The sequence below is a fragment of the Methylobacter marinus A45 genome, assembly GCF_000383855.1.
Lineage (GTDB): Bacteria > Pseudomonadota > Gammaproteobacteria > Methylococcales > Methylomonadaceae > Methylobacter > Methylobacter marinus.
Genome location: NZ_KB912877.1, coordinates 4,403,500 through 4,428,562, shown reverse-complemented (window position 1 = coordinate 4,428,562; position 25,063 = coordinate 4,403,500). Strand labels below are relative to the sequence as shown.

General features: G+C 54.9%; 21 protein-coding genes. 3 read left to right on the top strand and 18 right to left on the bottom strand.

The window, feature by feature from the left end; all coding sequences use genetic code 11:
- The 10 genes from hemH to METMA_RS0120685 all read right to left on the bottom strand — a co-directional run bounded on the left by hemH (position 1) and on the right by METMA_RS0120685 (position 10,809).
- Positions 1 to 984, bottom strand: coding sequence for a ferrochelatase (gene hemH, locus METMA_RS0120730; RefSeq protein ID WP_020161031.1), 984 nt, complete (start codon positions 982 to 984; stop codon positions 1 to 3).
- Between the two features lie 9 nt (positions 985 to 993).
- Complete coding sequence (gene folE, locus METMA_RS0120725) at positions 994 to 1,578, bottom strand: GTP cyclohydrolase I FolE (RefSeq protein ID WP_255360593.1); 585 nt, start codon at positions 1,576 to 1,578, stop codon at positions 994 to 996.
- Positions 1,568 to 2,557, bottom strand: a complete 990-nt coding sequence (dusA, locus tag METMA_RS0120720) for a tRNA dihydrouridine(20/20a) synthase DusA (RefSeq protein WP_027147507.1) — start codon at positions 2,555 to 2,557, stop codon at positions 1,568 to 1,570. The genes folE and dusA overlap by 11 nt, the downstream gene beginning before the upstream one ends.
- 261 nt (positions 2,558 to 2,818) lie before the next feature.
- The gene (locus METMA_RS27900; RefSeq protein WP_020161027.1) at positions 2,819 to 3,037 is read right to left on the bottom strand and encodes a hypothetical protein; all 219 of its coding nucleotides are present in this window, start codon (positions 3,035 to 3,037) and stop codon (positions 2,819 to 2,821) included.
- Between the two features lie 60 nt (positions 3,038 to 3,097).
- Complete coding sequence (locus tag METMA_RS25275; RefSeq protein ID WP_020161026.1) at positions 3,098 to 4,018, bottom strand: hypothetical protein; 921 nt, start codon at positions 4,016 to 4,018, stop codon at positions 3,098 to 3,100.
- Positions 4,019 to 4,217: 199 nt separating this feature from the next.
- Positions 4,218 to 5,870: a tetratricopeptide repeat protein gene (locus METMA_RS0120705; RefSeq protein WP_156830574.1), complete on the bottom strand. Its 1,653-nt coding sequence runs from the start codon at positions 5,868 to 5,870 to the stop codon at positions 4,218 to 4,220.
- 18 nt (positions 5,871 to 5,888) lie between these two features.
- Positions 5,889 to 6,653: a DUF2272 domain-containing protein gene (locus tag METMA_RS0120700; RefSeq protein ID WP_232216402.1), complete on the bottom strand. Its 765-nt coding sequence runs from the start codon at positions 6,651 to 6,653 to the stop codon at positions 5,889 to 5,891.
- On the bottom strand, positions 6,650 to 7,669 hold the full coding sequence (gene rtcA, locus METMA_RS0120695) for an RNA 3'-terminal phosphate cyclase (RefSeq protein ID WP_040591418.1): 1,020 nt from the start codon (positions 7,667 to 7,669) through the stop codon (positions 6,650 to 6,652). Before rtcA ends, METMA_RS0120700 begins: the two co-directional genes overlap by 4 nt.
- Positions 7,670 to 8,012: 343 nt before the next feature.
- Complete coding sequence (gene tkt, locus METMA_RS0120690) at positions 8,013 to 10,085, bottom strand: transketolase (RefSeq protein WP_027147506.1); 2,073 nt, start codon at positions 10,083 to 10,085, stop codon at positions 8,013 to 8,015.
- 28 nt (positions 10,086 to 10,113) lie between these two features.
- Entirely contained in the window at positions 10,114 to 10,809 is a 696-nt protein-coding gene (locus METMA_RS0120685) for an HAD family hydrolase (RefSeq protein WP_020161021.1), read from the bottom strand.
- 458 nt (positions 10,810 to 11,267) lie between these two features.
- On the opposite strand from METMA_RS0120685, the gene METMA_RS0120680 reads away from it, so the two are divergent.
- From METMA_RS0120680 to METMA_RS0120670, 3 genes are all read left to right on the top strand, one after another.
- Positions 11,268 to 11,726: a tautomerase family protein gene (locus tag METMA_RS0120680; protein ID WP_232216401.1), complete on the top strand. Its 459-nt coding sequence runs from the start codon at positions 11,268 to 11,270 to the stop codon at positions 11,724 to 11,726.
- Between the two features lie 1,383 nt (positions 11,727 to 13,109).
- Positions 13,110 to 14,825, top strand: a complete 1,716-nt coding sequence (locus METMA_RS0120675) for a di-heme-cytochrome C peroxidase (protein ID WP_020161019.1) — start codon at positions 13,110 to 13,112, stop codon at positions 14,823 to 14,825.
- A 69-nt stretch (positions 14,826 to 14,894) separates the two neighbouring features.
- On the top strand, positions 14,895 to 15,518 hold the full coding sequence (locus tag METMA_RS0120670; protein WP_020161018.1) for a DUF1287 domain-containing protein: 624 nt from the start codon (positions 14,895 to 14,897) through the stop codon (positions 15,516 to 15,518).
- A 455-nt stretch (positions 15,519 to 15,973) separates the two neighbouring features.
- On the opposite strand, the gene METMA_RS28085 is transcribed toward METMA_RS0120670, so the two are convergent.
- The 8 genes from METMA_RS28085 to METMA_RS27615 all read right to left on the bottom strand — a co-directional run bounded on the left by METMA_RS28085 (position 15,974) and on the right by METMA_RS27615 (position 25,060).
- Positions 15,974 to 16,096 (bottom strand): hypothetical protein, encoded by a 123-nt coding sequence (locus METMA_RS28085; RefSeq protein WP_269634214.1) that lies wholly within the window; start codon positions 16,094 to 16,096, stop codon positions 15,974 to 15,976.
- A 78-nt stretch (positions 16,097 to 16,174) separates the two neighbouring features.
- Complete coding sequence (glgX, locus tag METMA_RS0120660) at positions 16,175 to 18,385, bottom strand: glycogen debranching protein GlgX (protein WP_020161016.1); 2,211 nt, start codon at positions 18,383 to 18,385, stop codon at positions 16,175 to 16,177.
- A gap of 39 nt (positions 18,386 to 18,424) precedes the next feature.
- Positions 18,425 to 20,971: an alpha-glucan family phosphorylase gene (glgP, locus tag METMA_RS0120655; protein WP_020161015.1), complete on the bottom strand. Its 2,547-nt coding sequence runs from the start codon at positions 20,969 to 20,971 to the stop codon at positions 18,425 to 18,427.
- Complete coding sequence (gene pgm, locus METMA_RS25270) at positions 20,968 to 22,662, bottom strand: phosphoglucomutase (alpha-D-glucose-1,6-bisphosphate-dependent) (protein WP_051114412.1); 1,695 nt, start codon at positions 22,660 to 22,662, stop codon at positions 20,968 to 20,970. The genes glgP and pgm overlap by 4 nt, the downstream gene beginning before the upstream one ends.
- A gap of 14 nt (positions 22,663 to 22,676) precedes the next feature.
- The gene (locus METMA_RS27230; protein WP_020161013.1) at positions 22,677 to 22,829 is read right to left on the bottom strand and encodes a hypothetical protein; all 153 of its coding nucleotides are present in this window, start codon (positions 22,827 to 22,829) and stop codon (positions 22,677 to 22,679) included.
- A 10-nt stretch (positions 22,830 to 22,839) separates the two neighbouring features.
- Positions 22,840 to 23,298 carry a polyphosphate kinase 2 family protein gene (locus tag METMA_RS28080; protein WP_269634213.1) on the bottom strand — a complete coding sequence of 153 codons (459 nt, stop codon included), beginning with the start codon at positions 23,296 to 23,298 and terminating at the stop codon, positions 22,840 to 22,842.
- Entirely contained in the window at positions 23,258 to 23,677 is a 420-nt protein-coding gene (locus METMA_RS28075) for a polyphosphate kinase 2 family protein (protein WP_269634212.1), read from the bottom strand. Before METMA_RS28075 ends, METMA_RS28080 begins: the two co-directional genes overlap by 41 nt.
- Positions 23,678 to 23,719: 42 nt before the next feature.
- Positions 23,720 to 25,060: an HAD-IC family P-type ATPase gene (locus METMA_RS27615; RefSeq protein ID WP_020161012.1), complete on the bottom strand. Its 1,341-nt coding sequence runs from the start codon at positions 25,058 to 25,060 to the stop codon at positions 23,720 to 23,722.
- Positions 25,061 to 25,063 lie beyond the last annotated feature (3 nt).

The following is a 25,063-nucleotide window of genomic DNA, read 5'->3' as shown; positions in this document are numbered from 1 at the left end:
TCAAAGTCTTTGCTCGAATAGCTTAACTATAGCATTAACATGAGATGTTGAATCATTAAGCGCCGGAATATAGCGATAGACTTCGCCGCCGGCGGCCATAAACAAGCGTTTGTTTTCCATGGCGATCTCTTCCAGCGTTTCCAGGCAATCCACAGCAAACCCCGGACAAACCATATCAATTTTTTTTATGCCTTGTTTCGGAAGACTTTGCAATGTCTCCGCGCAATAAGGCTTTAACCATTGTGCTTTGCCAAAGCGAGACTGAAAAACGACTTGCCATTGGTCTTTGTTGAGATTCAGTCTTTCGGCAATCAAGGCAGCGGTTTTATGGCACTGATGAAAATAAGGATCCCCCCATTTCGTCAACTGCTCAGGCAGACCATGAAAGGACATCAATAATAAATCGTTTTTTCCTTGTTCACGCCAGGTTTGCTCAATCGATTCGGCGGCCGCCGCAATATAATGATCATCCTGATGATAATCGCTGATAAATTGAAAACTGGGCAAATACCGCCACCGATTCAATTCCCGGACCAAATCATCATAAACGGATGCCGTCGTTGTCGAAGAGTATTGGGGATACAAAGGCAGAACAATTAAATTGTCGATACCTTGTTTTTTTAGGAAATTTAATTGCTTTGCGATGGAAGGCTCGCCATAGCGCATGGCATAGTCCGTTACAACGCCCTCGGCGTTTAACCGCCCGGCTACTTGTTCAGTCAATTGGCGAGTCAGATAGACCAGTGGCGAGCCCTTTTTATCCCATATCTTACGATAAGCCGCCGCCGATCTACGCGGACGAAAAGGCAAGATAAAAAAACGGAGTATTATCCACCATAACGGGCGCGGTAGATTGACCACGCGAGGATCGCCGAGAAACTCCTTAAGAAAGCGCCGGACGGCTGATGTAGTCGGGGCGGCAGGCGAACCTAAATTCACCAATAGCACGCCCGTTTTCCTGGTGGCGGCGCTTTGATGCGGCATGCGTAGAACCTATCGGTTAATCAGATTTAAAAACTCAGACCGCGTACTGATTTCCTTACGGAACACCCCTGTCATTACCGAAGTTGTCATGATTGAATTCTGTTTTTCGATGCCCCGCATCATCATGCATAGATGTTTGGCTTCAATAACCACGGCGACACCTCTGGCGCCGGTCGCAAGTTCGATCGCATCGGCGATTTGCTTGGTCAGTTTTTCCTGAATTTGCAGACGTCGCGCATACATGTCGACGACACGGGCTATCTTTGACAAACCAAGCACTTTGCCTTTTGGTAAATAACCGACATGACATTTGCCGATAAACGGCAGTAAATGGTGTTCGCACAAAGAATACAATTCAATATCCTTAACGATAACCATGTCTTCGGTGTCCGCTGTAAAAATAGCGCCGTTTAGCACTTCCTCCAGCGTTTTATCGTAGCCGTTGTTCAGAAATTTAAAAGCCTTGGCTGCGCGTTTAGGGGTATCGATCAGGCCTTCGCGGTTTAGATCTTCACCGACTGCTTCGATAATTTTGGAAAAATGCTCTTCCATAGTTTCAGTCTCAATTACAAAAAATAGCAGGCTAGTATACATCATTGATTAGCGATTTTAATGCATCCACAATGACATTTTCGTCCGCGCCGGGTTTACCAACATTTTCACTGATATGCCGGCGCCAGCCTCGGGCGCCCGGTGCGCCATGAAACAGCCCCAGAATGTGCCGTGATATGCTATTTAACCGGACACCATTTTTAAGCTGCCGCTGGATATAGGGAATCAGCAAGTTTAAAACTTCTTGCCGCGATCTGGGCCTGCACACCTCATCAAAAAATCGCCTGTCGACCTCGGCTAAAAGGTACGGGTTATGATAGGCTTCCCGCCCTACCATGACGCCGTCAACATGTTTAAGCACCTCTTCTGCCTGATCCAGCGTGGTGATACCGCCATTTAATATAATCTCCAGCCCCGGCAGATCATTTTTTAATTGATAGACATGATCGTAGCGTAACGGCGGTACTTCCCGGTTTTGTTTGGGCGACAATCCGCTTAACCAGGCTTTTCTGGCATGAACAATAAAGGTATTGCAGCCGGCATTGGCCACGGTCATTACAAAATCAAGTAACTCTTCATATGAATCGCGCTCATCAATACCTATTCTCGATTTAACCGTTACAGGAATCGAAACCGCCTGAAGCATGGTTGCCACACACTCGCCCACCAGTTCCGGTTCGGCCATCAAACAGGCGCCGAAGCGCCCATTCTGAACCCGGTCGCTGGGACAACCGACGTTTAGATTGACCTCATCGTAACCCCAGTCTTCAATCATCTTTGCGCAGACAGCAAGATCTTTTGGGTCGCTGCCGCCTAATTGAAACGCCACGGGATGTTCGGCGTTATTGAATTGTAAAAACCGGCTGGGGTCCCCATGCAATAACGCCCCGGTCGTGACCATTTCGGTATACAACAAGGCATGCCGGGAAATCAGGCGGTGAAAATACCGACAATGCCTGTCAGTCCAATCCAACATCGGAGCCACGCAAAACCTATGTGGCTTATAATTTTTTAAATGCATTTATTGATTTTAATCGATTTTGCAAGATTACTTCGTTTTAAAAAAATCTTGGATATTCTTGTCTATTTCCAGAATATTTATGGCTATTTCAGAATCAAAATTGCCCAAAAAATGGGATCTATTAGTTATTATCATACAAATTTCTTGGTCGAAATTCATAAGCTATTGAAGTCCTCCTGTTTTAGACTGAAATATTTAATGACTCACATCGCGTGACACGCAAGGTAGCCATTTTTCGAATGGGATTGTATTTGTGCGCCATCAAATTTCTCCTGCCTGGATTCCAGCCTTGGCCAGTCGCGTCATCCACGCGCCACGTTTGCCATGTGCGCTGAGTAATTTGATTAGGCTAGTTTGAAATTCGGCTTTGCGCCCGGCTTGGTCCATGGCCTCGGCCAAATCCTTCACTGCTTGCAAGGCCTGATCATAGGCATGGCCGGAGCCGCGTTGCAACGTTTGGTCGATAGCCGCCCAAGCCATATCCGAACTAGCCGCCAGGCGTTCCAGCTGTTGTTTGCGCTCGGCACGACGCTTGGCTTCCTAGGCCTCGCGCCTCTGCCGTTCGAGCTCTAGGCGCCGGACCCTGGCTATTGCTCGAGCGGCATCGATTTCGGCAACGGTGCGACGCGGAAGCGGAGAAGATTTTGGTTTGGATGAATGTTCCCGCTGCCAGGCCAGATAACGCTGCCGCAGTGCCCGCTCCGCTTCTTGACTGCGTCCTTCCAACAACAAACGTGTCGTTGCCTGCATGCTTTCCAGGGTTTGCAATGCAATCCATGCATCAAGATCCGGATCAATAGTCTCATGATCGGGTAACGCAGGACTGGCGCTGGCGGCGGCTGCGAGCCAGTCGGAATCGATTTGCAGAAATTCCGTCAAGTCGGATTGTGCAGGGGTTAAGGTTCCCAAGCCTGTCGGCATGGGCGGCTCGATATCGTCATCACCCAATTCTCCATTACACACTCGCGCCAGCCAGCCTAAGTAGAGCGGCCGGGTATCGCCCCGCAATAACTCGTCCCGCAACGGCAATAAGCTATCCATCCACCCCGGACCGTCTTCGTGACACCAAAAACGTTCGAATTCACCCGAATCGTCATTAAAGCCCCAATATACTATCCAATGATCGGTCGTCGGCGTTACACTAAAAGCATCGATAAAGCCGGATTGCGCACCGCTTCGCGATGGCAGAGTGAATGGGTCCGGCGTAGCCTTATCCAATGCCGAAATGGGTAAACGCAATAACAAACTGCACGTTCCCCAATTGGCCGAATAAACGTGTGCGTCGAAATAACGTTGTATCCAATCGAGAGGATCGCCTTTGAGATCGCCCCAATGGTATTCGTTGATGAAGTTGGTCGCCGTAATGGTCGCGCGGGAGGAACGGCTACGCAGTTCCGCTTGTTGTTGTGGCGTGAGCGGCCGATCGACCGCTCTGAATTCGTGATATTGATATTCACTCATGGGTTTATCTCGATACAAACAGACGTCTGAACGTTTCGGTAAAAACTGGTCTCGCTGAGCGGTGGAACCACCGACAAACAATTTTTGATCAAAAAGCCCCCAGCTTTGTCCGCTTGGTAGATAACTCAGCAGGTATGATGGATGGGGCATTAAAAACAAATATGTCTATGATATAATATTTCTTTAATAAAATATAATATCAAAAACGCGAGCTTGCCAGTTTGACATCGGCATCCGCCCAGACTTGCTCAAATTGTTGCTGAACCTCATCAGCCTCTTTAGTGCTACCCTGTTCGCGCAGGCTTTGAGCAAGTCCAAACAGCGACCAGCCGTTTTGCGGGTGATCAAGCAGATCCTGCCGGTAGGCCAGTTCAGCTTCCCCTGCCCTGCCCGCCGCCAGCAGTACCGCACCGAGCACTTGCCGTGGCGGCAGATACCAATCCTTGGGTTCGGTGTAATTAAGTGCGTCCTCAATCTCTACCGCCTTCTGGAGATGAGCAACCGCCTCATCATAATTCTTATTCTGAGCCGCTAATTCGCCATGTAATATTTCCGCCCCAATTTGTAAAATCCGCGCCACGGAATTCAAGTCAAAAACCGTGAGTTCAACCGCCGCCGGATCCGCGATGAGTTTTTCAAGACTGTTGAGTTCGCGCACGGCCTCATCTATTCTTCCCTGCCTGAGCATTGCCAGTCCGCGAGCATAATGCCAGACGCCACTGGCGTAAACCAGATCCGCTTCCGGCGCCGGTTCATTCAAAATAGCCTCCCATTCGCCGAACAAGGCCTTGGTGTAGAGCGGAATCATATAAAAATGCTGTAATGTGCCGCTGAATCCGGGTTCTCGCATCATGTCGGCATCGACTTGAGATGCCGTATCGGCGGCGGCATTTGAGGATAATGCCTTTTGGCCGGTTTTGATCGCGGCGGCCCACAGGAAATGATGGTTGTGCGGTACATAAGCAAGCGTATAAATACTTTCGGCATGCGCATGACTCAGGTAACCACGGTCAATTTTGACCGCCTGTTGGTTAGCTCTTATCGCATCGCGATAACGCCCCACCCGAATATAGATATGCGCCGGCATATGCACCAAATGTCCCGAACCGGGCACCAAAGATGGCAAACGCTCGGCGCTGGCAACCGCCTTTTGAACATAAGGCGAAGCCTCCAAGACATGGATGTACAAATGATTTGCCAGGGGATTGTTGGCATCGATCTCAAGTGCCCGTTCCAGCGTCGAGACGATTTCCGCCGTCCATGGTCTGGCATCGCCCTGCTTGGTCCAAAAATCCCATGGATGCATATCCATCAGCGACTCGGCGAACAAGGAGGCGATGACCGCGTCATCGGGAAACTGATTTGCTACATCGCGCATCGCCGCAGCATAGTATCGATCGAGCGCCGTACGGTCCTGATAGATTTCCCGTGCATAACGTTTGAATAATGCCCGGATCAGGGCCTGCTCTTTTTTCGGTTTCGATTGAGACAATTCCAGCGCTTTTTGAGCTGATTGATATGCCTGGGGCACTACAGCCGGGTCCATGGGTGCATTGATATTCGGACCCAGCACCAGCGCCTCGCCCCAATAGCACATCGCGCAGTCCGTATCGAGACTGTACGCCTGGCGGAAGGAACGCGCCGCTTCAGCGTGATTGAAACCGAAACTCAAAATCAGCCCCTGGTCAAAATAGCGCTGCGCCAGCGGACTTAAGGTCGAGACAGGATAATGATGAGTGTCCAGATCGTCGAACAAACGCACAGTCGCCTTGCCGGCTGCCACGTTGACCGAAAAGCACATCAGCAGGGGAATGATAATTCGTTGCGGACGTGACAAGAGTCGAGCTTTCATAGTTGATGCCCCATAAGTTTAAGGTTTGGATTCAATATCCCGCTGTTCGATGACCACCTGCCAGGGCCGCTCGATAGTCGGTATGACGTGACCTTCATCATCCAGTGCGGCCTGGCTCAGGGAAACCGCATCGAGCACGTTGCCGCCAATAAGGTCCAGTTTATCCGAGCGCCTGTTCACCACGAGATCACAGTGATAAGGACCTCGTCTCAGCCGTGCGAATGCACTCACCTGCTGAATGAAACGCGCCTCGCGAGGCGCGCAAAGCAAATCTCCCGGCCTGGGCGAATACTGACGCGCGTCGCGCGCGATGAAGCGGGCATTATTATCGGCTGACAAGGCGTGTTCGATATAGTCCCAATGCAGTAGCGTGGAAGGCAGATCTTTTTCCGGCACGCCGGCGCTGCGCGCCAGCCAGATTATAAAAGCACCCGACCAGGGACGCAGTTCGCCCTCATAACCTACTATCGGCAATGACGAAACCGTGTACCAGTACAACATCACACGTGATAAAAACGGCGGCCGGGTTTCATGGCTGAACGTCGTTTCTGACGGAAAGACCAGCACCGGTGGTTGACTGGTATAATCCGCAACCGGCTGGCCAAATATCGTCCATTCCTGATGCGCCAGATAAATCATGCGCTCACGTATGGAAGGGATGGCGAAACCAGGCTTGATGCTTGCGTTTGGCGTAATTCGCGGCGGTTGCCCGGCGGTAACCAGCGTGCAACCGACCTGCATTAAAATCAGCCATAAACTTAAACCATGCCGATATCCTCTCACACGTTCACCACTACACGCCAGTGCCTGCCTGGTTCTATTCCCATCAACTCAATATCGAGGTCAAGAAATTGCCGTATGACGTCAACATTGGTCAGACTATGCTCGGATAACGGGCCAGTCACAAACGAACCGCCGGCTCCCTGGCTCAACGGCAGCAGAAGCTGGTCGGCAAGATAGCGACCGACCGGCGCGCCTATGGCCTGATAGCGGTGCAGCTCATCCACGACTCTATCGGCCACCTGTTCGGCACTGATGCCGCGGGTTCCAATACTTTCAAAGATTTCTGTAACGTTTTGATAATTCATTTGCAGGGAAATGATATTGCCTGGGCCTGGAGATTCAACTGTTTCCAGGGTAATGCTTTCATCGGGCCAGTTCAGCCTTTTCAATAATTGTCGCTTTTCCCGAACCAACACATGACTGGGTATGCGGGACGCTATGCATTTTGCCCGTTTACCGAGCAGCTGCGTCTGGCTGTCCAGTTCTATCTTGCGGTAATTTGCCGCCGGCATGATGGTTATTGTCCACCTTCCCCCACCTGCCGGATAGAAACCATAGCGCTCGACCCCGACATCGAATTCAGCTCCCATTTGCCTTAAAACCGGTAAAAAACAATACCGGATAAAATCAAAACTGGGGGCCATCGGATTATGCGTGCCGCCTTCAAGAATCAACCGCGATGGTTTGCCGGTTAACAGCAAGGCCGGCAGCACCGTCTGAAATACCAGCGTACTGCTGCCGGCGCTTTCAATGACAAAGTGATAGTCGCCGGCTTTTATTGCGCCCGGGATAAACTCAATGATTCGGGAACCAATGACCGCACCCTTAACCCGCGCATCGCAGACCTCAGCCATGGCGTTGATGCAAGCTAAATGCTGCCGCATCAGTCCCGGTTTTTTTCTGCCTTGTCTGATATTCTTGATAAGCATCGGTTTCCCGAGACTCGCGGACAAGGACAGCGACGTTCTCAACACCTGTCCGCCACCCTCGCCTTGTGCGCCATCTATCTCGATCATATTCATACCCTCGCAGCGGTATTTTTATGACTACATACCGAGCATTATAAGCCTCTGGCCTTGGAAGGAATAGGCGACAAACTCACGTATATATGTCTATGATATAATATGTTTTATATAAATATTTTTCATGACGCTGCTTCTACCGGAATGGCTCAGGTCTTATAATTGGATAGGCGCCTATTTGTCTATGATATAAATACAATAATATATAAATCGAACAGTAGCCGCCTGCTTACGCGCATGGCCCGTGGTTCGCGGGCCAACCCCATGAGAACAGGTAATGCAAAGATTTATCTGCGTCTGCCGAAGACCGGCCTTATTGAATTACGGCACTGTTTTTTCAATGCCGCTTGATTTGCGCCTTGGCGGCCTCGACGATATTTTCCGCTGTGAACCCGAAGTGTTGAGCGACGACTTTTGCCGGCGCGGACAACCCGAAGGCATGCAGTCCGAACAAGGCGCCATCGCAGCCGGCATAGCGCTCCCAGCCGAAGCTGGAGGCCGCCTCTACGACGACGCGCGCTTTGATCCGAGGCGGCAGCACGCTGTCCCGATATTCCTGGCTCTGAGCCTCGAATAGTTCCCAGGACGGCATGCTGATTACCCGCGCCTTGATGCCTTCCGACATCAACTGTTCATATGCCGTGATGCAAAGCGCAACCTCGCTGCCGGTCGCCAGCAACAGTACATCGGGCTGCTGGTCCGCGGCATCGGCAAGCACATAGGCGCCGCGCGATACGCCGCTTGCCGGCGCGTATTTCGAACGGTTCAGCGTCGGTACCGCCTGCCGGGTCAGAACCAGGCTGACCGGGCGATCCTTGAGCCGCATGATGACGCGCCACGCCTCGACCACCTCGTTCGCATCCGCCGGCCGCAGCAAAACCATGCCCGGCATGGCGCGGAAAGACGCAAGATGCTCGACGGGCTGATGAGTCGGTCCGTCCTCGCCCAGGCTGATCGAGTCATGCGTCCAGATATAAATGACAGGCAGTTCCATCATCGCGCAAAGCCGCACCGCCGCGCGGCAGTAATCGCTGAAAATGAAGAAGCTCGCGGCATAAGGCCGCAGTTTCGACAGGCTCAGGCCGCTGGCAATCGCACACATGGCATGCTCGCGCAGACCGAAATGTAAATTACGTCCGGCATAATCGCCCCCCTGCCCCGGCGCCTGAAATTCGTCGGCCGGTTCGGCGCTCAAATGCGTCTTGGTCGACGGCGCCAGATCCGCCGCGCCGCCCAGCAGCCAGGGCATTTTTCCTGCTATGGCATTCAGCACCTTGCCCGATGATTCACGCGTCGCCATACCCTTCGCATCGGCCGGAAAATCAGGCAACGCGCTGTCCCAGTCCTCGGGCAGCTCGCCATTCTGCATCCGGTCGATCTGCCCGGCAAGATCCGGAAACTGCCGGCGATAAGCCGTAAACCGCTCATCCCAAGCCGAACGGGCCGCCGCGCCGCGCTGGCCAAACTCGGACTGGAAATGCGCGGGAACCTCATCCGGCACATAAAATCTCGCATCAGGGTCCCAGCCGTAGGCCTGCTTCGCCAGCCGCGCCTCCTCATCGCCCAGCGGCTCGCCATGGGCTTCTTTGGTATCGTGCTTATTCGGAGCGCCATAGCCGATATGACTCTGCACGATGATCAACGTGGGGCAATCATCGGTATTGAGAAAGACCTCGTAGCTGCGCGCCAGCATCTCCAGGTCATTGGCATCGCTGACGTGAACGACATTCCAGCCGTAGCCGAAAAAGCGCGCCGCCACATCCTCCGTGAAGGTCAGCCGGGTCGAGCCTTCGATAGTGATATCGTTGGCATCGTAAATCCAGCACAAATTGGACAGCTTCAGGTGTCCGGCAAGGGATGCCGCCTCGGCGCAAACCCCTTCCATGATGTCGCCGTCGCTGCATAATGTATATACGTTATAGTTGAACAGTTCGTAACCGGGGCGATTGTAAGTGGCCGCCAGCCAGCGTTGCGCAATTGCCATGCCGACGCTGGTGGCAGCGCCCTGACCGAGCGGCCCCGTGGTTGTTTCAACGCCGGATGTCCAGCCGTATTCCGGGTGGCCCGTGCAACGGCTGTTGATTTGCCGGAAGGTCTTGAGGTCGTCAAGCGTCACGGCCAGCCGGCCGGTTTCCTTGTAACTGGGGCTTGCCGCCTGAACCCGGCACAGATACAGCAAACTGTAAAGCAGCGCCGAGGCATGGCCGGCCGAAAGCACGAAGCGATCGCGGTTCGGCCAGTTGGGATCTTGCGGGTCGAAACGCAGAAAGCATTGCCAGAGGCAGTAGGCTGTCGGGGCCGCGCCCATCGGCGTGCCGGGATGGCCGGACTGAGCCTGCTGCACGGCATCGATGGACAGCGTGCGCAGGGTATTGATGCAAAGCAGGTCAAGCTGGGCTGGATCGGTCATGCTGTCACTCCCGTAAAGAAAAGCCGGATCATGAGACGGGCCCTGCCCCGGCGGCATCGAGCAAGCCGGAAAAATCGACATGGAGCAGGTCGCCGATCTGTTCCACGGTCAGATCGGCCGGAGGGTAAGCGGCGGTGTTGCCGGGATCGAGCGCATAATGGCCCTGGCGCGGAAAGACCGTCGTCAGCCGGTAGTCCCAGATTTTTTTCATTGCCGCCAGAATGCGCAGCTTGTCGTCCACCATCACATAATGCCGGGCCGGATAGCGCTGCTCGACCGCATCCAGCATCTGCTCCTTGTGAATGTAGATCAGCACATGGCCATCGACCGCATCCCAAAGCCCTGAGCGCAGGACCTTGCGCGGCTGAAACACCACATCGCCATCCGACAGGATAACGGGCAATCCCCACTGACGCAGATGCTCGATCACTTCAAGCGCTCCGGGGTACAGGCGATCCACGAACGGATAATCAGCCAGAAAAGAGGACATCAGCAGCAGTTGCGGCTCGTCCATGGCGCCCAGCCGATAACGCTGCAGCGCGCCCAGGTAGTCGGTATAGCCCAGCTCGGCGCGCAGTTTTTCAAAGATGGTCCAGTAGCGCTGACTGTTCGCAATGCCGAATTCACGTTCCAGATGCCGCCTGAGGTCGTCTGTCACGCGGTCGTTATCGAGCAGCGTATTGTCCACGTCCAGCAAAAAGACAATACCGTCCGGCTCGCTCATAACCTCGACCTCTGGCGCCTGGAATCAAGCCTGCCGTTAACGGCGGCGATGACAAGCGCCCAGGCATCGGATATGTCCGCGCGATTACGGCTACTGCCCATGTCAATGCCCTCCTTTCCTGTTCTGCATCACTGCCTTCTGACGGTCATGTCCATATCGTTTGAATTTCCCATAAGATGAACCGTTTAATCGATCGCCTCAGTTCGGTATCAAACATACGGTCACATTTATTGCGTCTGAATGCAGGAGCAAATAGCTGTCCATGCGGTCGTTCGTAATCTTTGTGGCGAAATTGCCACGTCCGACAGTTTTGCCAGGCTTCAATTTTTTCACATGCTCAATCGCTCATGGCGAAAAAAAGCGCCATTTGTTGGAACCCGCCCTCTACACTGCCTGAATAATCGGGCCAAGCCATACGCCAAAAGCAATCCTTCCGCCACCATGACAACGTTGTTGCCTTGAGCGCAAAAAATAAGGAAGATATGCGAAAAATTTATAGTGATAGCGCAACAAGGAGGGAAAATGCCAAGTGTTTTATTGAAGTACGGCGGCAATACACGCAAAAACAAGAAGTTGCTCTTATGGAGGCCGTCCACATGGCCTTGCGCGAAGCTTTCCAGATCGTCCCGGGCGATAAGAACGTTCGCCTCATCGTGCATAAACCGCACCGCTTCGCGTACCCACCCGCACGTGAGCAACCGGATTTTTATACACATATCAGCATTGACGCATTTGCCGGCCGCTCTCTCGATGCAAAGCGAAATCTGTACAAATCCATCGTTAACAACCTTGAGCCTTTCGGCATACCCAAGGACCACGTAAAGATTCTCCTCAGAGAAATCCCGAAAGAAAATTGGGGCATTCGAGGCGGACAAGCCGGTTGCGATGTGGAGTTGGGTTTTAAAATCGAGGTCTAGTCAGGCAATGCGCTCTACCTCATCGCCATACCGGACTGGCACGAAAAACGCTCAGGCCGGTGGATTCAAACTTACCCTTAGACGAACGGAGAAATAAATTGGTTACAGTACATGTCTGGCCCGGCGAGGGCGTAATCGGTAGCGGTGGAAATGTTGGCCACGGTGCAATGACCTGCGGCAACACTTATATCAGCTGGTGGCCGCGGAGCGGGTCGGTTGCTACTTCCCAGGCCGCGTATCAGATACTTATCGGAGAAGATACGGTCCCCGGCAGCGCGGAAGTGTTTAGAGTAGACTGCGCCAGCGAGGGCAATCGTCTGCCACGAGAATACAACTTTACAGGCGTATTCGATGAGGACGAGATTCTTTATGGATGGGCCGCCTGGCAGGCAATTGGAACTTATAACTTAACCTATAGAAGTTGCTGTGCATGCGTGGTCGCGTTACTGATAACCGGCGGACTTTCACGCGTACTTCCCGGAATCCACCGTTATTTCAGTGCGACTCTCGATAGCAGACCAATCATCACTCCGAACGACCTGGATACCCTGGCTCGCGCCGCAAGCACGAGCTTCCGTCCCGAGCGATCTCCTTCAATGGTTATGCCGAGATCAGGCAGATAGCTTGATGGCATGTCCGGCTATTCGCCACTACTTGAACTATCGCACGATAAGACAGGGAACTTCAATGCGCCGGGGCTCAATCAGGTGATTGTCAAGATTAACCTGAACATTTCACCACGAATGCTTGCTAATGTTTTCGCATGAATTTATGAAGTGACGGTAAGAAAAGGACAATACCTTGATTTTCTTCGTGATCTCTGTGGTTTTATGAAACATCCGGGTTAATAACAATAATAAGGAAATGTAAACATGCTGTGCAGAAAATGCTCAGAGCCAATCGACTTTTCACCGTCCAGGACAGAGAGCCTGAAAAGGTTTCGGCAATTTATCGTCTTCTCGTCAGTTTTAATGCTGACCGGCCTGATGCTATATGTACTTGAAGTGCCGATATGGCCTTGGTGGCTGGGAGGAATGAGCGCCTTCGTGCTTTCGCAGGCGCTCCTCAAGTGGCATGATAGTCGATGGGTTATCTGTCGCCGATGCAAGGAGGGATACAGCTATTATGGCCGCGATTAAAGCGGTGCCAAACAACAACTCTTTAAAACACGATAAGAAAGGCTGGCTTACAGGAACAGCCCATATTGAAAATAATCATCCCGTTACCTGAATTTCGTGGGAGATTAAATAATCGCCAGACTTTACTGCGGTGATACTTGCTTTACCCGTAGTGATACAAGGAAAAATAATAACCGAAAAACAGTCAATTGCCCGCGAGGCTTCGCGTGGCTCTTGATGGATTTCACATGATTGGGGGTCAAACATGCACTTTCGCAACTTAAAAAAAATCAGTCTATTAGCCGCTATCTTGTCCGGTTTTAGCCAGGCCGAAGCTTCGGCAACGGCGGCGGCCAATGCCAGCGGCAACGAAACCATTTATTTAAATCAAAACTGGAATGACGCAGAACGGCAACGCTTTTATTTCACGCCGCAGGGATCCTATCTTCTGCCCTATGCGTGGTTCCTGGCGCTGGAACAGCCGAACAACGACGAGCCGTTCATCAGCACCCAAAATATCGAGCGCTTTGGTTATCTTGCCGACGATGAGGCCTATACGCCCGGCAATCCGGACGGCTTACCGATCGGCTTCGCCAGGGAACCGGCAGACAATGGCGAGGACTGGGTCGGCATGACCTGCGCCGCCTGCCATACCGGAGAGATCCGCTATCAGGGCCGGACTATCCGCATCGATGGCGCGCCGACACTGGGCGATTTCACCGCGTTCGAGCAGAGCCTGATCCAGGCGCTGCAAGCGACATTGGGGCAGCCGGACAAATTCGACCGCTTCGCCCAGACGGTATTGACCGGCCCCAACGAGGCGAACAAGACCGCTCTACGGGCGCGAATGTCCGATCACCTGACCTGGCTGGCGCAGTATGACGCTCGCAGCACGCCCACTCATCCATACGGCTATGGCCGCGTCGATGCCTTCGGCATCATCATGAACGAGGTCTTTGGCCGCGATCTGCAGCAACCGGACAATGTCCGCGTACCCGACGCGCCAGTCAGTTATCCGTTCCTGTGGACCTCGCCGCAACTGGACTGGGTACAATGGAACGGGTCGGCCAACAACCCGTTCGGCCGTAATGTCGGCGAGGTGCTGGGAGTATTTGGGCACGTCAATCTGACCGGCCCGCTGGACCAGCTGGGTTGGAGCACGGCCAGGCCGAGAGAGCTGTTTGAACTGGAGAAGCTGGTGAGCAGTCTGACCCCGCCCAAATGGCCGGTCATGGCGCTGGGTCCGATCGACAGTGAAAAAGCCGCTCGCGGCCGGGCCTTGTACTCGGCTTCGCGCGGCGACGAGCCCAGCTGCGAGGCTTGTCATGCGCAGCCTGATGCGAACGGGCATTACCCGATGACGCCGGCGACCGAAAACCGTTTCGGCGTCAGCTTCATCGAAACGCGGATGACCGGTCTCGGCGAGATTGGCACCGATCCGGCCATGGCCATGAACTTCGCGACCCGCAAGGTGAATACCGGCGGTTTGGCGCCGTTTCTGCCGGCCCCTTTCACCGGGGCAACGGAAATTCCGGCGCCTGCGCTGCTGTCAATACTGGTCGGCATGGCCGTATCCGACGGCATCGCCACCGCCCAGCCTCCGTTCAGTGCCGCGGAAACCGCCGAGCTGATCGGTTACCGGCTTAAGGCACGGGGCTTGCCGCCGTATTCGCCAAGAAATCTGCTTGCCTATCGCGCCCGTCCGTTGGACGGCATCTGGGCAACCGCCCCGTATCTGCATAACGGTTCCGTGCCAAATCTGTATCAGTTGCTGTTGCCGCCAAGCGAACGTCAGCAAACGTTCTATGTGGGAAGCCACCAGTTTGATCCGGAAACAGTCGGCTATCGTTCGAAACCGGGCCAAGGCGCCTTCCTGTTCGACACCCGCCTGCCAGGCAACCTGAACACCGGGCATTATTATGGCACTGATCTTACCGACAACGAGCGTTGGGATCTGATCGAGTTTATGAAGACCTTGTAGCATCCAGGCAAGCGGCTCGCAGACCAGTCGATGCCTGCGGGCCGCTGACCCAGATCGATGATAATGACTATGAAACGTATTGCGAGATGTATCCTGACAGCGCTGTGTCTGCCGGCAAGTGTTCTTGCCGATATTGCACCGGACCAGCTTGTAGCCGCGGCAATCGAGAGAACCACGCACAAAGTGGTTTATGACGGCAGTTATTATCGTATCCCCTACCCCGGCGGCGATATTCCCGAGGGGGTTGGCGTCTGCACCGATGTCGTCATCCGGAGTTACCGGGCGCTGGGAATTGACCTGCAAGCGCTGGTGCATGAAGACATGGCCGCGAATTTCAGCGCCTACCCTTCAAAAAAGCTATGGGGCTTGAAGCGGCCGGATGCAAACATCGATCATCGCCGGGTTCCCAACCTGCAGGTGTTTTTCGCGCGGCACGGGCAGGCATTGCTTGTATCGGACCGCGCGGAGACTTATCAGCCCGGGGATATTGTTTCCTGGATGCTGCCGGGCAACCTGCCGCATATCGGGATCGTCGCCGACGAAACAGCCTCAGCCACACAACGGCCGCTGGTCGTACATAACATCGGACAAGGCCCCCGCTTAGAAGACATGCTGTTTGCCTATCCGATTACCGGACATTACCGGTACTTGCCTGAAGCACCTGACCATTCGCCGCAAGCGAGCCGTCGCTGACCAGGTTGCCTGAGCTCAAACGTTAAACCTCAAATTGACAATCTGACCGACCGTGCAAGCTAGAGCAATCAGCCGTTACTGAAAGCAACGACTGTTGTGAAAACTGAGTTTTGTTATTGACAAGCCTGCCTGAAAAATATAGTAGGGTACGAGACTGTGAAAGTATTCGTTTTTTAAAATTTTCACCACAATATATTGTGCATTTGATATTTGTATATAACAGCATATAGACATTGAGGAGAAAAATTCTGAATACTTTCACAGTCTGGTACCTTTTCCAGCTAATAAACAAACGCTCTAGCCAGTGTGTTTAACAACGGACGGCACAATCCGTTTTTAACTTTCAATTCAGAATAGAAGAATCAATTCAGCTGATTTATACTGAAAATCCCAAACGATCGCAATTCGGGTTAACCGCCATGTCCAGCCCTGCATCGCCAACCCATACGCCCACCTCACCGCATATCGAGAAACTGCTCGATGCAGCCAATTCCGCATCGCAGACAGTGGCGGCACTTCATGTCGCGTTTATCGCGTTCGCCGCCTATCTCGGCGTCATCGTCTGGGGCACCACGCATGAAGACCTGCTTCGCATCAGCCCGGTCAATCTGCCGATATCCAGAAAACATCGCCATCTACCACTTTTGACAGTCCGTTCATCGAGCCAGCAGTATGACACTGGATCGAGGACCCAGACAGTAAGTTTGTATATCTTCAAAAAGCGGTTCCTCGCCCCTAGCAAACAGATCTCCTGGCGCTTCGCGAGAGGTGTCAGCGGCCAGATGCCACCGCACTCCCGGCAATACAGGGGGTAAACAAAAATCGACCGCATCGACGGCGGCATTGAACATCAGGTAAAGTGCTCGCTCCCTATCTTCATGGATGAGACAGGCAAACTGTTTTGCTTGCGGGTCGGCCCAGCTGGGCAATCCCCCTTGCGTGCCAAACCAGTGGATCTCGGCGTCCGTGTAGAATTGCTCCTTACTCAGAATCGGATGCGCTCGACGGAAGGCGATCATGCCACGGGTGAAGCGGAAAATTTCGCTGTGCTGTTCCAGACAGCTCCAGTCATGCCAGCTCGTTTCGTTGTCCTGGCAGTAGGCGTTGTTGTTGCCGCCTTGCGTGCGGCGCAATTCATCGCCTCCAAGCAGCATCGGTACGCCGCGCGAGATTAACAGAGACAGCAAAAAGTTCTTGATCTGGGCTTTCCGCAAGGACTCGATCCCGGCATCCGTCGTCTCGCCTTCAGCGCCGTAGTTCTCGCTGAAGTTGTAGTCTGTCCCGTCATGGTTGTTTTCTCCGTTGGCTTCATTGTGCTTGGTGCGATAGCTCACCAGATCGTTCAGGGTGAAGCCGTCGTGGCAGCTGACGAAATTGATGCTGCCTTCGGGACCTTTGCCGGACTTGGTATAGATGTCGGCGCTGCCGCAGATGCGGCTGGCAAACAAACCGAGCATCCCCTCGTCGCCCCGCCAGAAACGCCGGACATCGTCTCGGTACTGGCCGTTCCACTCCGCCCAGCGGCGTTCGGAAAAGCTCCCGACCTCATACGCTCCGGCGGCATCCCACGCCTCGGCAATGATCTTCACATCCCTTAAAATCGGGTCCTCGGCGATCCGTTCGAGAAGCGGGGCATTGGCCAACAGCTGGCCGCTGCCGTCCCGGCCGAGAATCGACGCCAGGTCAAAACGAAATCCATCGACATGCATCTCCACCACCCAGTAGCGCAACGCAGTCAAGATGTGATCCCGCACTACGGGATGGTTGGCATTGATGGTATTGCCGGTGCCTGCGTAATTCCTGTAAGAACGTTTATCGTCCGCCAGCATGTAGAAAATCGTGTTATCAATCCCGCGGAAACAGAGTGTAGGCCCCCGTTCGTCTCCCTCGGCCGTGTGATTGAACACGACATCCAGGATCACTTCGATCCCCGCATGATGGAGCGCCAGGACCATTTCCTTGAACTCCAGCTTCTGCTGACCCAAGCCTCCCGCGCTGCTGTAGGAGGCTTTTGGCGCAAAGAAGGCCACGGGGTCGTAGCCCCAGTAATTCCCGAGTGGCTGGCCTGTTTGCGGGTTGACGCCTGTTATCTGGTGTTCATTGAATTCGTGAACCGGCATCAGTTCCACGGCCGTCACCCCTAGTTCTTTGAAATAGGGAATCTTTTCCATTAGGCCTCGGTACGTGCCGGGATGCTTTACACCGGAGCTGGGATGGATAGTGAAGCCACGCACGTGTGTTTCATAAATGACTGTCTTCGACCAGGGATGCCTGGGCGGACGGTCCTCATGCCAGTGAAAATGCTCCTGCGTGAACACGCATTTCGGCATGGCGCCGGCATTGTCGACCATAGAACATACCGAGTCTCCGTCGGGCACAGACGGATCGTATCCCCGAGCCGAACCGAACTCCCAGGCGGGTAACTTCGAGATCGCCGTGGCAAAGGGATCCAAGAGAAGCTTGTTGAAATTGAAACGATGGCCGTCCCTGGGTTGATACGGGCCGTCCACGCGATAGGCATACAGCTGGCCAGGCCGAATCCCCTCAACCCAGACGTGCCACACGTCACCCGTGCGGTGGTGCACGGGATCAAGATCAATCACCCTGGCGGCCGTAGCATCTTCGGGATGATCAAACAACTCCAGCCGAACTCGGCTGGCGTGTCGGCTGAAGAATGCAAAGTTCACTCCTTCGTCACGTGCATAGGTTCCCAGAGGCAATGGCACACCAACTCGAACATCAGTCCGCTCCGATATCTCTGCCACGTAATCATGCAGCGGGCGTTCGGACGCAGCCAGATCCGTGGTCGCGTGCGACTTTTCTTCTATTGGCTGCCGCGTTCTTGTCAGTCTTTTTGACTCTTTCATAGGTTGTCTTCTGTCGTCCTTCTCCCGTTCGAGATTGATTCATCGCTGCCAGAGAATGGGATTGACTTCCAAGGGCACCGCAACTCCGTTGCAGTGCGGTATAATGCGCACCGTATAGTCTGTAGCGAGACGGGTCGCCGAGACCGATGCGCGATAGATCCCCTCAAGCGGTGCGCCATCCGGTGGCTGGACGCGCATCATCTCCTGTCGGATCGGACTGTTTCCATTGACCCCATCGGCATACACCTCGACCCGCACGACGTTCGGATCGAGGTCATTGAGATACACCTCTGCCTCAAAGATGTGCTGGGCCGCGTTTGTCTGTACCTTCACGTCGCCAAAGCGTAGCGTGACCCATTTATCTTTCAGCGCATGTTCCCAATCGACTATGGTTCTGCCCACTGCGCCTTTATCGGCAGCGCGCTCACGGTAGGTGGCTGCAGCCGGGAGGTACTGTTGCTCGGTGTATTCGCGCACCGCGCGGTTCGTGGAAAATCGCGGTGTCAGCCGCGCCATGCTTTCCCGCATCCGCGCCACCCAGGCAGTGGGAATGCCCTGCTCGTCGCGAGTATAAAATTCCGGGATGACCTCGCGTTCGAGCAGGTCATAGAGGGCTTCGGCTTCGCTAGCGTCCCAGGCGGGATCGTCATCATGTTCCTGACCATCCCCCAGCGCCCACCCCACTTCCGGCGTGTAGGCTTCCGCCCACCAGCCGTCCAATTCAGACAGATTGATGCCGCCATTGACCAGCACTTTCATGCCGCTCGTTCCACATGCCTCCCAGGGTCGCCGTGGCGTGTTGATCCAGACGTCCACACCCTGCACCAGGTGCTCCGTTAACAGCATGTCGTAGTCGCTCAGGAAGACGATGTGGGGGCGGGTGTCTGGTTGGCGGATAAAATTTATCCATTCATGAATCAAGGCCTGCCCCGCCCGATCTTCCGGATGAGCCTTGCCAGCGATGATGAGTTGCACCGGACGCTCAGGATTCACCAAAAGACGCAGCAAACGCGCCGGATTGTGCAGCAGTAGGTTCGGTCTCTTGTAGGTCGCGAAGCGGCGCGCAAAGCCTAGTGTCAATGCGTTGGGATCCAATAGCTGTTTCGCCTCGTCAACCGCCTCGGGCGATGCGCCTGAGGCGGTCAGTTGTCGGAACAATCGTTCGCGGGCGTATCCAACAAGCGACTTGCTGGCGGCGATGCGAAATTGCCAGAGCCTGGCGTCGGAGACGCGGCGCATGTCCTGCTCCAGGGTGTCTGTTTCGCCCAGCCAACGGTTCTTGCCACAGACCTCCGTCCAAAGTTCATCGGCTGGGGCAGAGTCCCAGGTCGGCATGTGGACGCCGTTAGTTAAGTATTCGACCGGCACTTCGTCCACCGGCCAGCGTGGAAAGAGCGGCTCAAACAGGTGTCGGCTCACTTTGCCATGTAAGCGACTCACGCCATTCACCGCCCCGCTCCCGCGAATCGCCAGATAGGCCATATTGAAAGGCTCCGATGTATCATTCGGGTTCTGGCGGCCCAGGGCCAGCAAATCATGGAGTGTTATGCCGAGCTTCTGCTCGGCATAACCACCGAGGTATTGTTCGATGAGCGCCGGAACGAAACGATCGAAGCCGGCCGCCACCGCCGTGTGCGTGGTGAAGAGGTTGCCCGCCCGGGTGACGGCCAGCGCGACCTCGAAGGGCTGCGCGTTCTCTTCCATGAAACTGAGCGCGCGCTCCAGCACGGCAAAGGCCGCATGACCTTCATTCAAATGACAGACCTCTGGCTGGATGCCGAGTGCCGCGAGCAGCCGCCATCCGCCGATCCCGAGCAGCAATTCCTGTTTCAGGCGCAACTCCGGCCCGCCGCCGTAAAGCTCGCTGGTAATGCCTCGATGCGCGGGGTAATTCGCGGCGTCATTGCTGTCCAGCAGGTACAGCTTCACGCGTCCGACCTGAACCTGCCAGGCGCGCAGCCAGACCGAGTAACCGGGCAAGTCGATCTCCAACCGCAACCACTCACCGTTCGCCTGGCGCAAAGGTGTGATCGGCAACTGTCCGGGGTCGTTGTACGGGAAGAGGGCCTGTTGTGCGCCATCTTTGTCGATCACCTGGCGAAAATAGCCTTGCTGATAAAGCAGACCCACGCCGATTACCGGAACGCCCAAGTCGCTGGCGGCCTTGAGTTGATCGCCGGCCACGTTGCCCAGCCCGCCCGAGTAGATGGGCAAGGCTTCGCTCAACATGAATTCCATACTGAAATACGCAACACAACTGAGGGGAGATTGCGGGTAGGCTTGCTGAAACCACGCAGGCGCCTCTGCCGCATCCCGCCTGGCTTGCACCAGATATTCGACGTTTTTGCGGAATGCGGGATCGGCTAAATCACGCTGGAGTTTTTCCCGCGACACCGTCTGCAGGACGACCCATGGATTTTGAGTCAACTCCCACAGCACAGGATCCAGCTGCCGCCACACTTGGTCGGTGGTATGATTCCACGATGAACGCAAATCCAGGGCAAGCTCGGCCAGGGAATCGAATCCCTCTACGTCCGTGGATAAAGGAAGCTCCTTCGGATGGCTGATTCGTGTTTGTTCACTCATGGTTTCTCCTTTAGTTTTGGCTCGGATGGAATCCCTGGCTCCTGCGGAGATGCCGCCAAAGCATCAGTCACGATGGTCTGCGCTTCCTCCAGTATGCGGCGCAGATGATCCGCTCCCCGGAAACTCTCAGCATAAATCTTGTAGATGTCTTCCGTCCCAGACGGACGCGCTGCGAACCATCCGCTCTCTGCCACCACTTTCAATCCGCCGATGGGCGCGCCGTTGCCCGGCGCGTGAGTGAGGACAGTCTGGATTTTTTCGCCGGCCAGCTCGCTGAGCTTAACCTGCTGGGGTGAGAGTTTCGCCAACAGTTCCTTTTGCTCCGGAGTGGCTGGCGCCTCAACGCGGTCATAGGCAGGCTCACCGAACTCGCGCGTGAGATCGTGGTAGATTTCGCCGGGGGTGCGGCCCATCCGGGCTGTAATCTCCGCCGCCAGCAAAGCCGGGGCAATGCCATCTTTGTCCGTCGTCCAAACGGTGCCATCCAGGCGAGCAAAAGAGGCCCCTGCGCTCTCTTCGCCACCGAAGCCGAGCGAACCGTCGAGCAAGCCATCTACAAACCACTTGAAACCGACCGGCACCTCGTAGAGCTTCCGTCCAAGCTTCGCGCTGACGCGATCAATCATCTGGCTGCTCACCACTGTTTTGCCGACCGCCGCCTCCTTGCGCCACTTCGTCCGGTGTTTGAAAAGGTAGAAGATAGCGACAGAAAGGTAATGGTTGGGCGGCAGCAATCCCCCGCTTGGGGTGACGATTCCGTGCCGGTCATGGTCGGTGTCGCAGGCGAAGGAAAGGTCAAAGCGGTCCTTCATCCCTATCAATCGCTGCATCGCATAGGGTGAGGACGGGTCCATGCGAATCTGGCCGTCCCAATCCGCGGTCATAAACCGGAAGGTGGGATCGACCACTTCGTCGACCACGGCGAGACTCAAACCATAGCGATCGGCTATTCGTCCCCAATAATGGACGCCGGCGCCCCCAAGGGGGTCAACACCCATGCTGAGCTTCGCATCGCGGATGACGTCCATTTCAACCACGTCGCCGAGATCGGCAATGTAGGCACTGAGATAGTCGAACCGGTGTGTCGTGGAGGCGTTGAGGGCTCTCGCAAGCGGAACGCGCTTCACGCCGACCAGGCGAGATTCAAGGAGCTCGTTGGCCTTCCTTTCGATCCAATCGGTGGCAACCGTATCCGCCGGGCCGCCGTTGGCCGGGTTATATTTAAAGCCTCCATCCTGCGGCGGATTGTGCGAGGGCGTGACGACAATGCCATCGGCGAGCCCGGTCTTCCTGCCGCGATTGTAGGTCAGGATCGCGTGAGAAATCACCGGGGTCGGCGTATATTCGCTTCCTGCTGCGATCATCACCTCGACTCCATTTGCCGCCAGCACCTCAAGCGCGGTTGCGTAGGCCGGAATCGACAGCGCGTGGGTGTCGATCCCCAGAAAAAGCGGACCATCGGTTCCCCGCCGCTTACGATAGAGACAGATCGCTTGTGTGATCGCGAGAATGTGGCCTTCATTGAAAGAGCTGTTGAAGGCCGTACCTCGATGTCCGGAGGTGCCGAACGCCACCCGCTGCGCAGGCACTGCGGGATCGGGACCCTCGGTGTAATAGGCCGTGATGAGCCTGGGCACGTTGACCAGCATCCCTGGCTCCACTGGCTGTCCTGCGAGAGGACTTGTTTTCATCGGGTCACTCGGTTTCATGATCCGCACTCCTTCCCCCATTCCGTGTGAAATGTGCCCTTCTTGGCATCAAAGCCGTGGTCAGCCATGTTCAGCACGAGATTGCGTCCCATGACGCCCAGGCTGATCATGCCGAGTTCATGCCGTTGTTGTGCTTGTTGATATGTCATAGTTTTGCCTTCAGAGCCGTTTACGGATAGATTTCAATTCCCGCCGACGTTTTGCGGTGGTCTTGGGATAGGCCAGCTTAGGTTCATTGAGCGCATCAAGGACGAGTTGGGAAACAATCAACTGGGCAAACTCCTTATCATCGGCAGGAACGACGTACCAAGGCGCGTGAGGGGTGCTTGTCGCGTTCAGACAAGTCTCATAAGCCTTCATGTAATGCTTCCGGTAGTTCCTCTGGTGAATGTCCGAGAGGCTGAATTTCCAGTTCTTGTCCGGTTCATCAATACGCTCGCGGAAGCGCTTTCCTTGTTCATCCTTCGACTGGTGGAGGAAAATCTTGATGATCCGGGTGCCGTTACGGTGAAGATGCTCCTCCAGGTCCATGATGGAACGATACCGCCCCTCCCAAATGGTTTTCCCGTCGAGCAACTCATCCGGAAGCCCTTGGCCGCGGAGAATCTCCGGATGCACGCGAACGATTGAAAATGCCGATCCGCCCGCGTTCCGGCAGGCGGCGGGTCGAGCGCCAGAGAAAATCATGCTCCAGTTCCTCGGCACTCGGCTGTTTGAAACTGAAAACCTCGCAGCCTTGCGGATTGCCCCCTGACATGACGTGCCGGATGGCGCCGTCCTTGCCGGCAGCGTCCATTCCCTGAAAAATCAGCAGCAACGCATAGCGGTTCGACGCGTAGTGAAGGCATTGCAACGAGCTCAACGCCTCAACGTGTTCTTTCAGGCGTTTTTTATACCGTTTCTTCGACTTGCAAAAGGGCTTAACAAGCGTCGGCCACTCTTTGAGTTTGACCTTTTCTCCGGGCCGCACACGGAAATCCTTTGAATTGATTTTCATCTTCATTCTTTCCTCCATGCCCGCCGCGTTGTTTGCGTCTGTTTATTTATGAGATTCATCTTCCCGAATCTCCTGCTCCGCCTTCACCCAGTCCTGAACTGCTCGGCCGTCCTGGCGGCCTTGCTCCTCGTACAGTTCATAGGCCCGCTTGGCGATCTGCGGCGTCACATCGACAGCTCTTTTTTCCAACAGCGGCGCGGCAGTGGGATCGAACACCCGATAAGCAAGCAGTTTCACGCCGTCGTTCACGAGGAACCAGGCTAACGCATAACCCCAAACGAACGCGGCCCAGCCCCAGCCGAGCGGCGTCATAAACAGCCCATAAACCGCTATCAGAGTCGCCACGATTTGCGTACCGAGCACCGCTACCCATAGAACCAGCGCGGGGCGTATGGACCAGAATGGGCCGCGCGTGCGCGTCAGAAAAATCGTCAGATGTCCAGCCACGGACAACTTCAGGTACATCAGCGTCTGAATGTGCGCACGGTCGAGATGAAAGACGCGTTCACCGAGATAAAACAAGCCGAAGGCAGAGACAACGCCTATGACGCCCAGTACCGTGGCGATCCCCAGCACCCTATGCATATTCCAGGCCTCGGGCTTGTCTTTGTAATGCACGTTGTCATAGGCAATGGACAGGATCGCGCCGTCGTTGAGCAACGCCAGCATCACGATCATCACTGCAGTCACCGGGTAAAAGTTGAACACCAGGATCGACAATGTCATGAACAACAACACACGTAGCGTCTCGGTGATGCGGTAGATCGCATAGCTGTTCATGCGCTGGAAGATTTTCCGGCTCTCCTTGATCGCGTCGATGATCACCGACAGGCCGGACGTCATCAGCACGATGGACGCCGCCGCGCGCGCCGCGTCGGTCGCGCCCGAAACAGCGATGCCGCAGTCGGCCTTCTTCAGCGCGGGAGCGTCGTTCACCCCGTCGCCAGTCATGCCGACGATGTGGCCGCGTTGCTGCAGGACATCAATAATGTGGAACTTGTGTTCGGGGAACACCTGAGCGAAACCGCCGACATTTTCGATGGACTCCGCCAACTGCGCTGTCTCGTGATGTTTGGTATCGCCGAAACCGCCGGCATCGAGGATATTGGTACCCATTCCTAATGTCCTGGCAGTTTCCCGTGCGATGGCCATTGCATCGCCCGTCACCATCTTGACCTTAACGCCCATCGCGCGCGCGGTCGCGATGGTTGCCTTGGCTTCTTCCCGTGGCGGGTCGGACAGGGGCAGTACGCCTAGAAACTGCCACGCACCGTCTCCCTCGGCTCGAGCCACACCCAGGGAACGAAAACCGCGTGCCGCGAATTCATTGATGGCCTTGTCGACGGCGGGCTTCACCTGCGCTGCATTGGCAGACAACTCCATAAT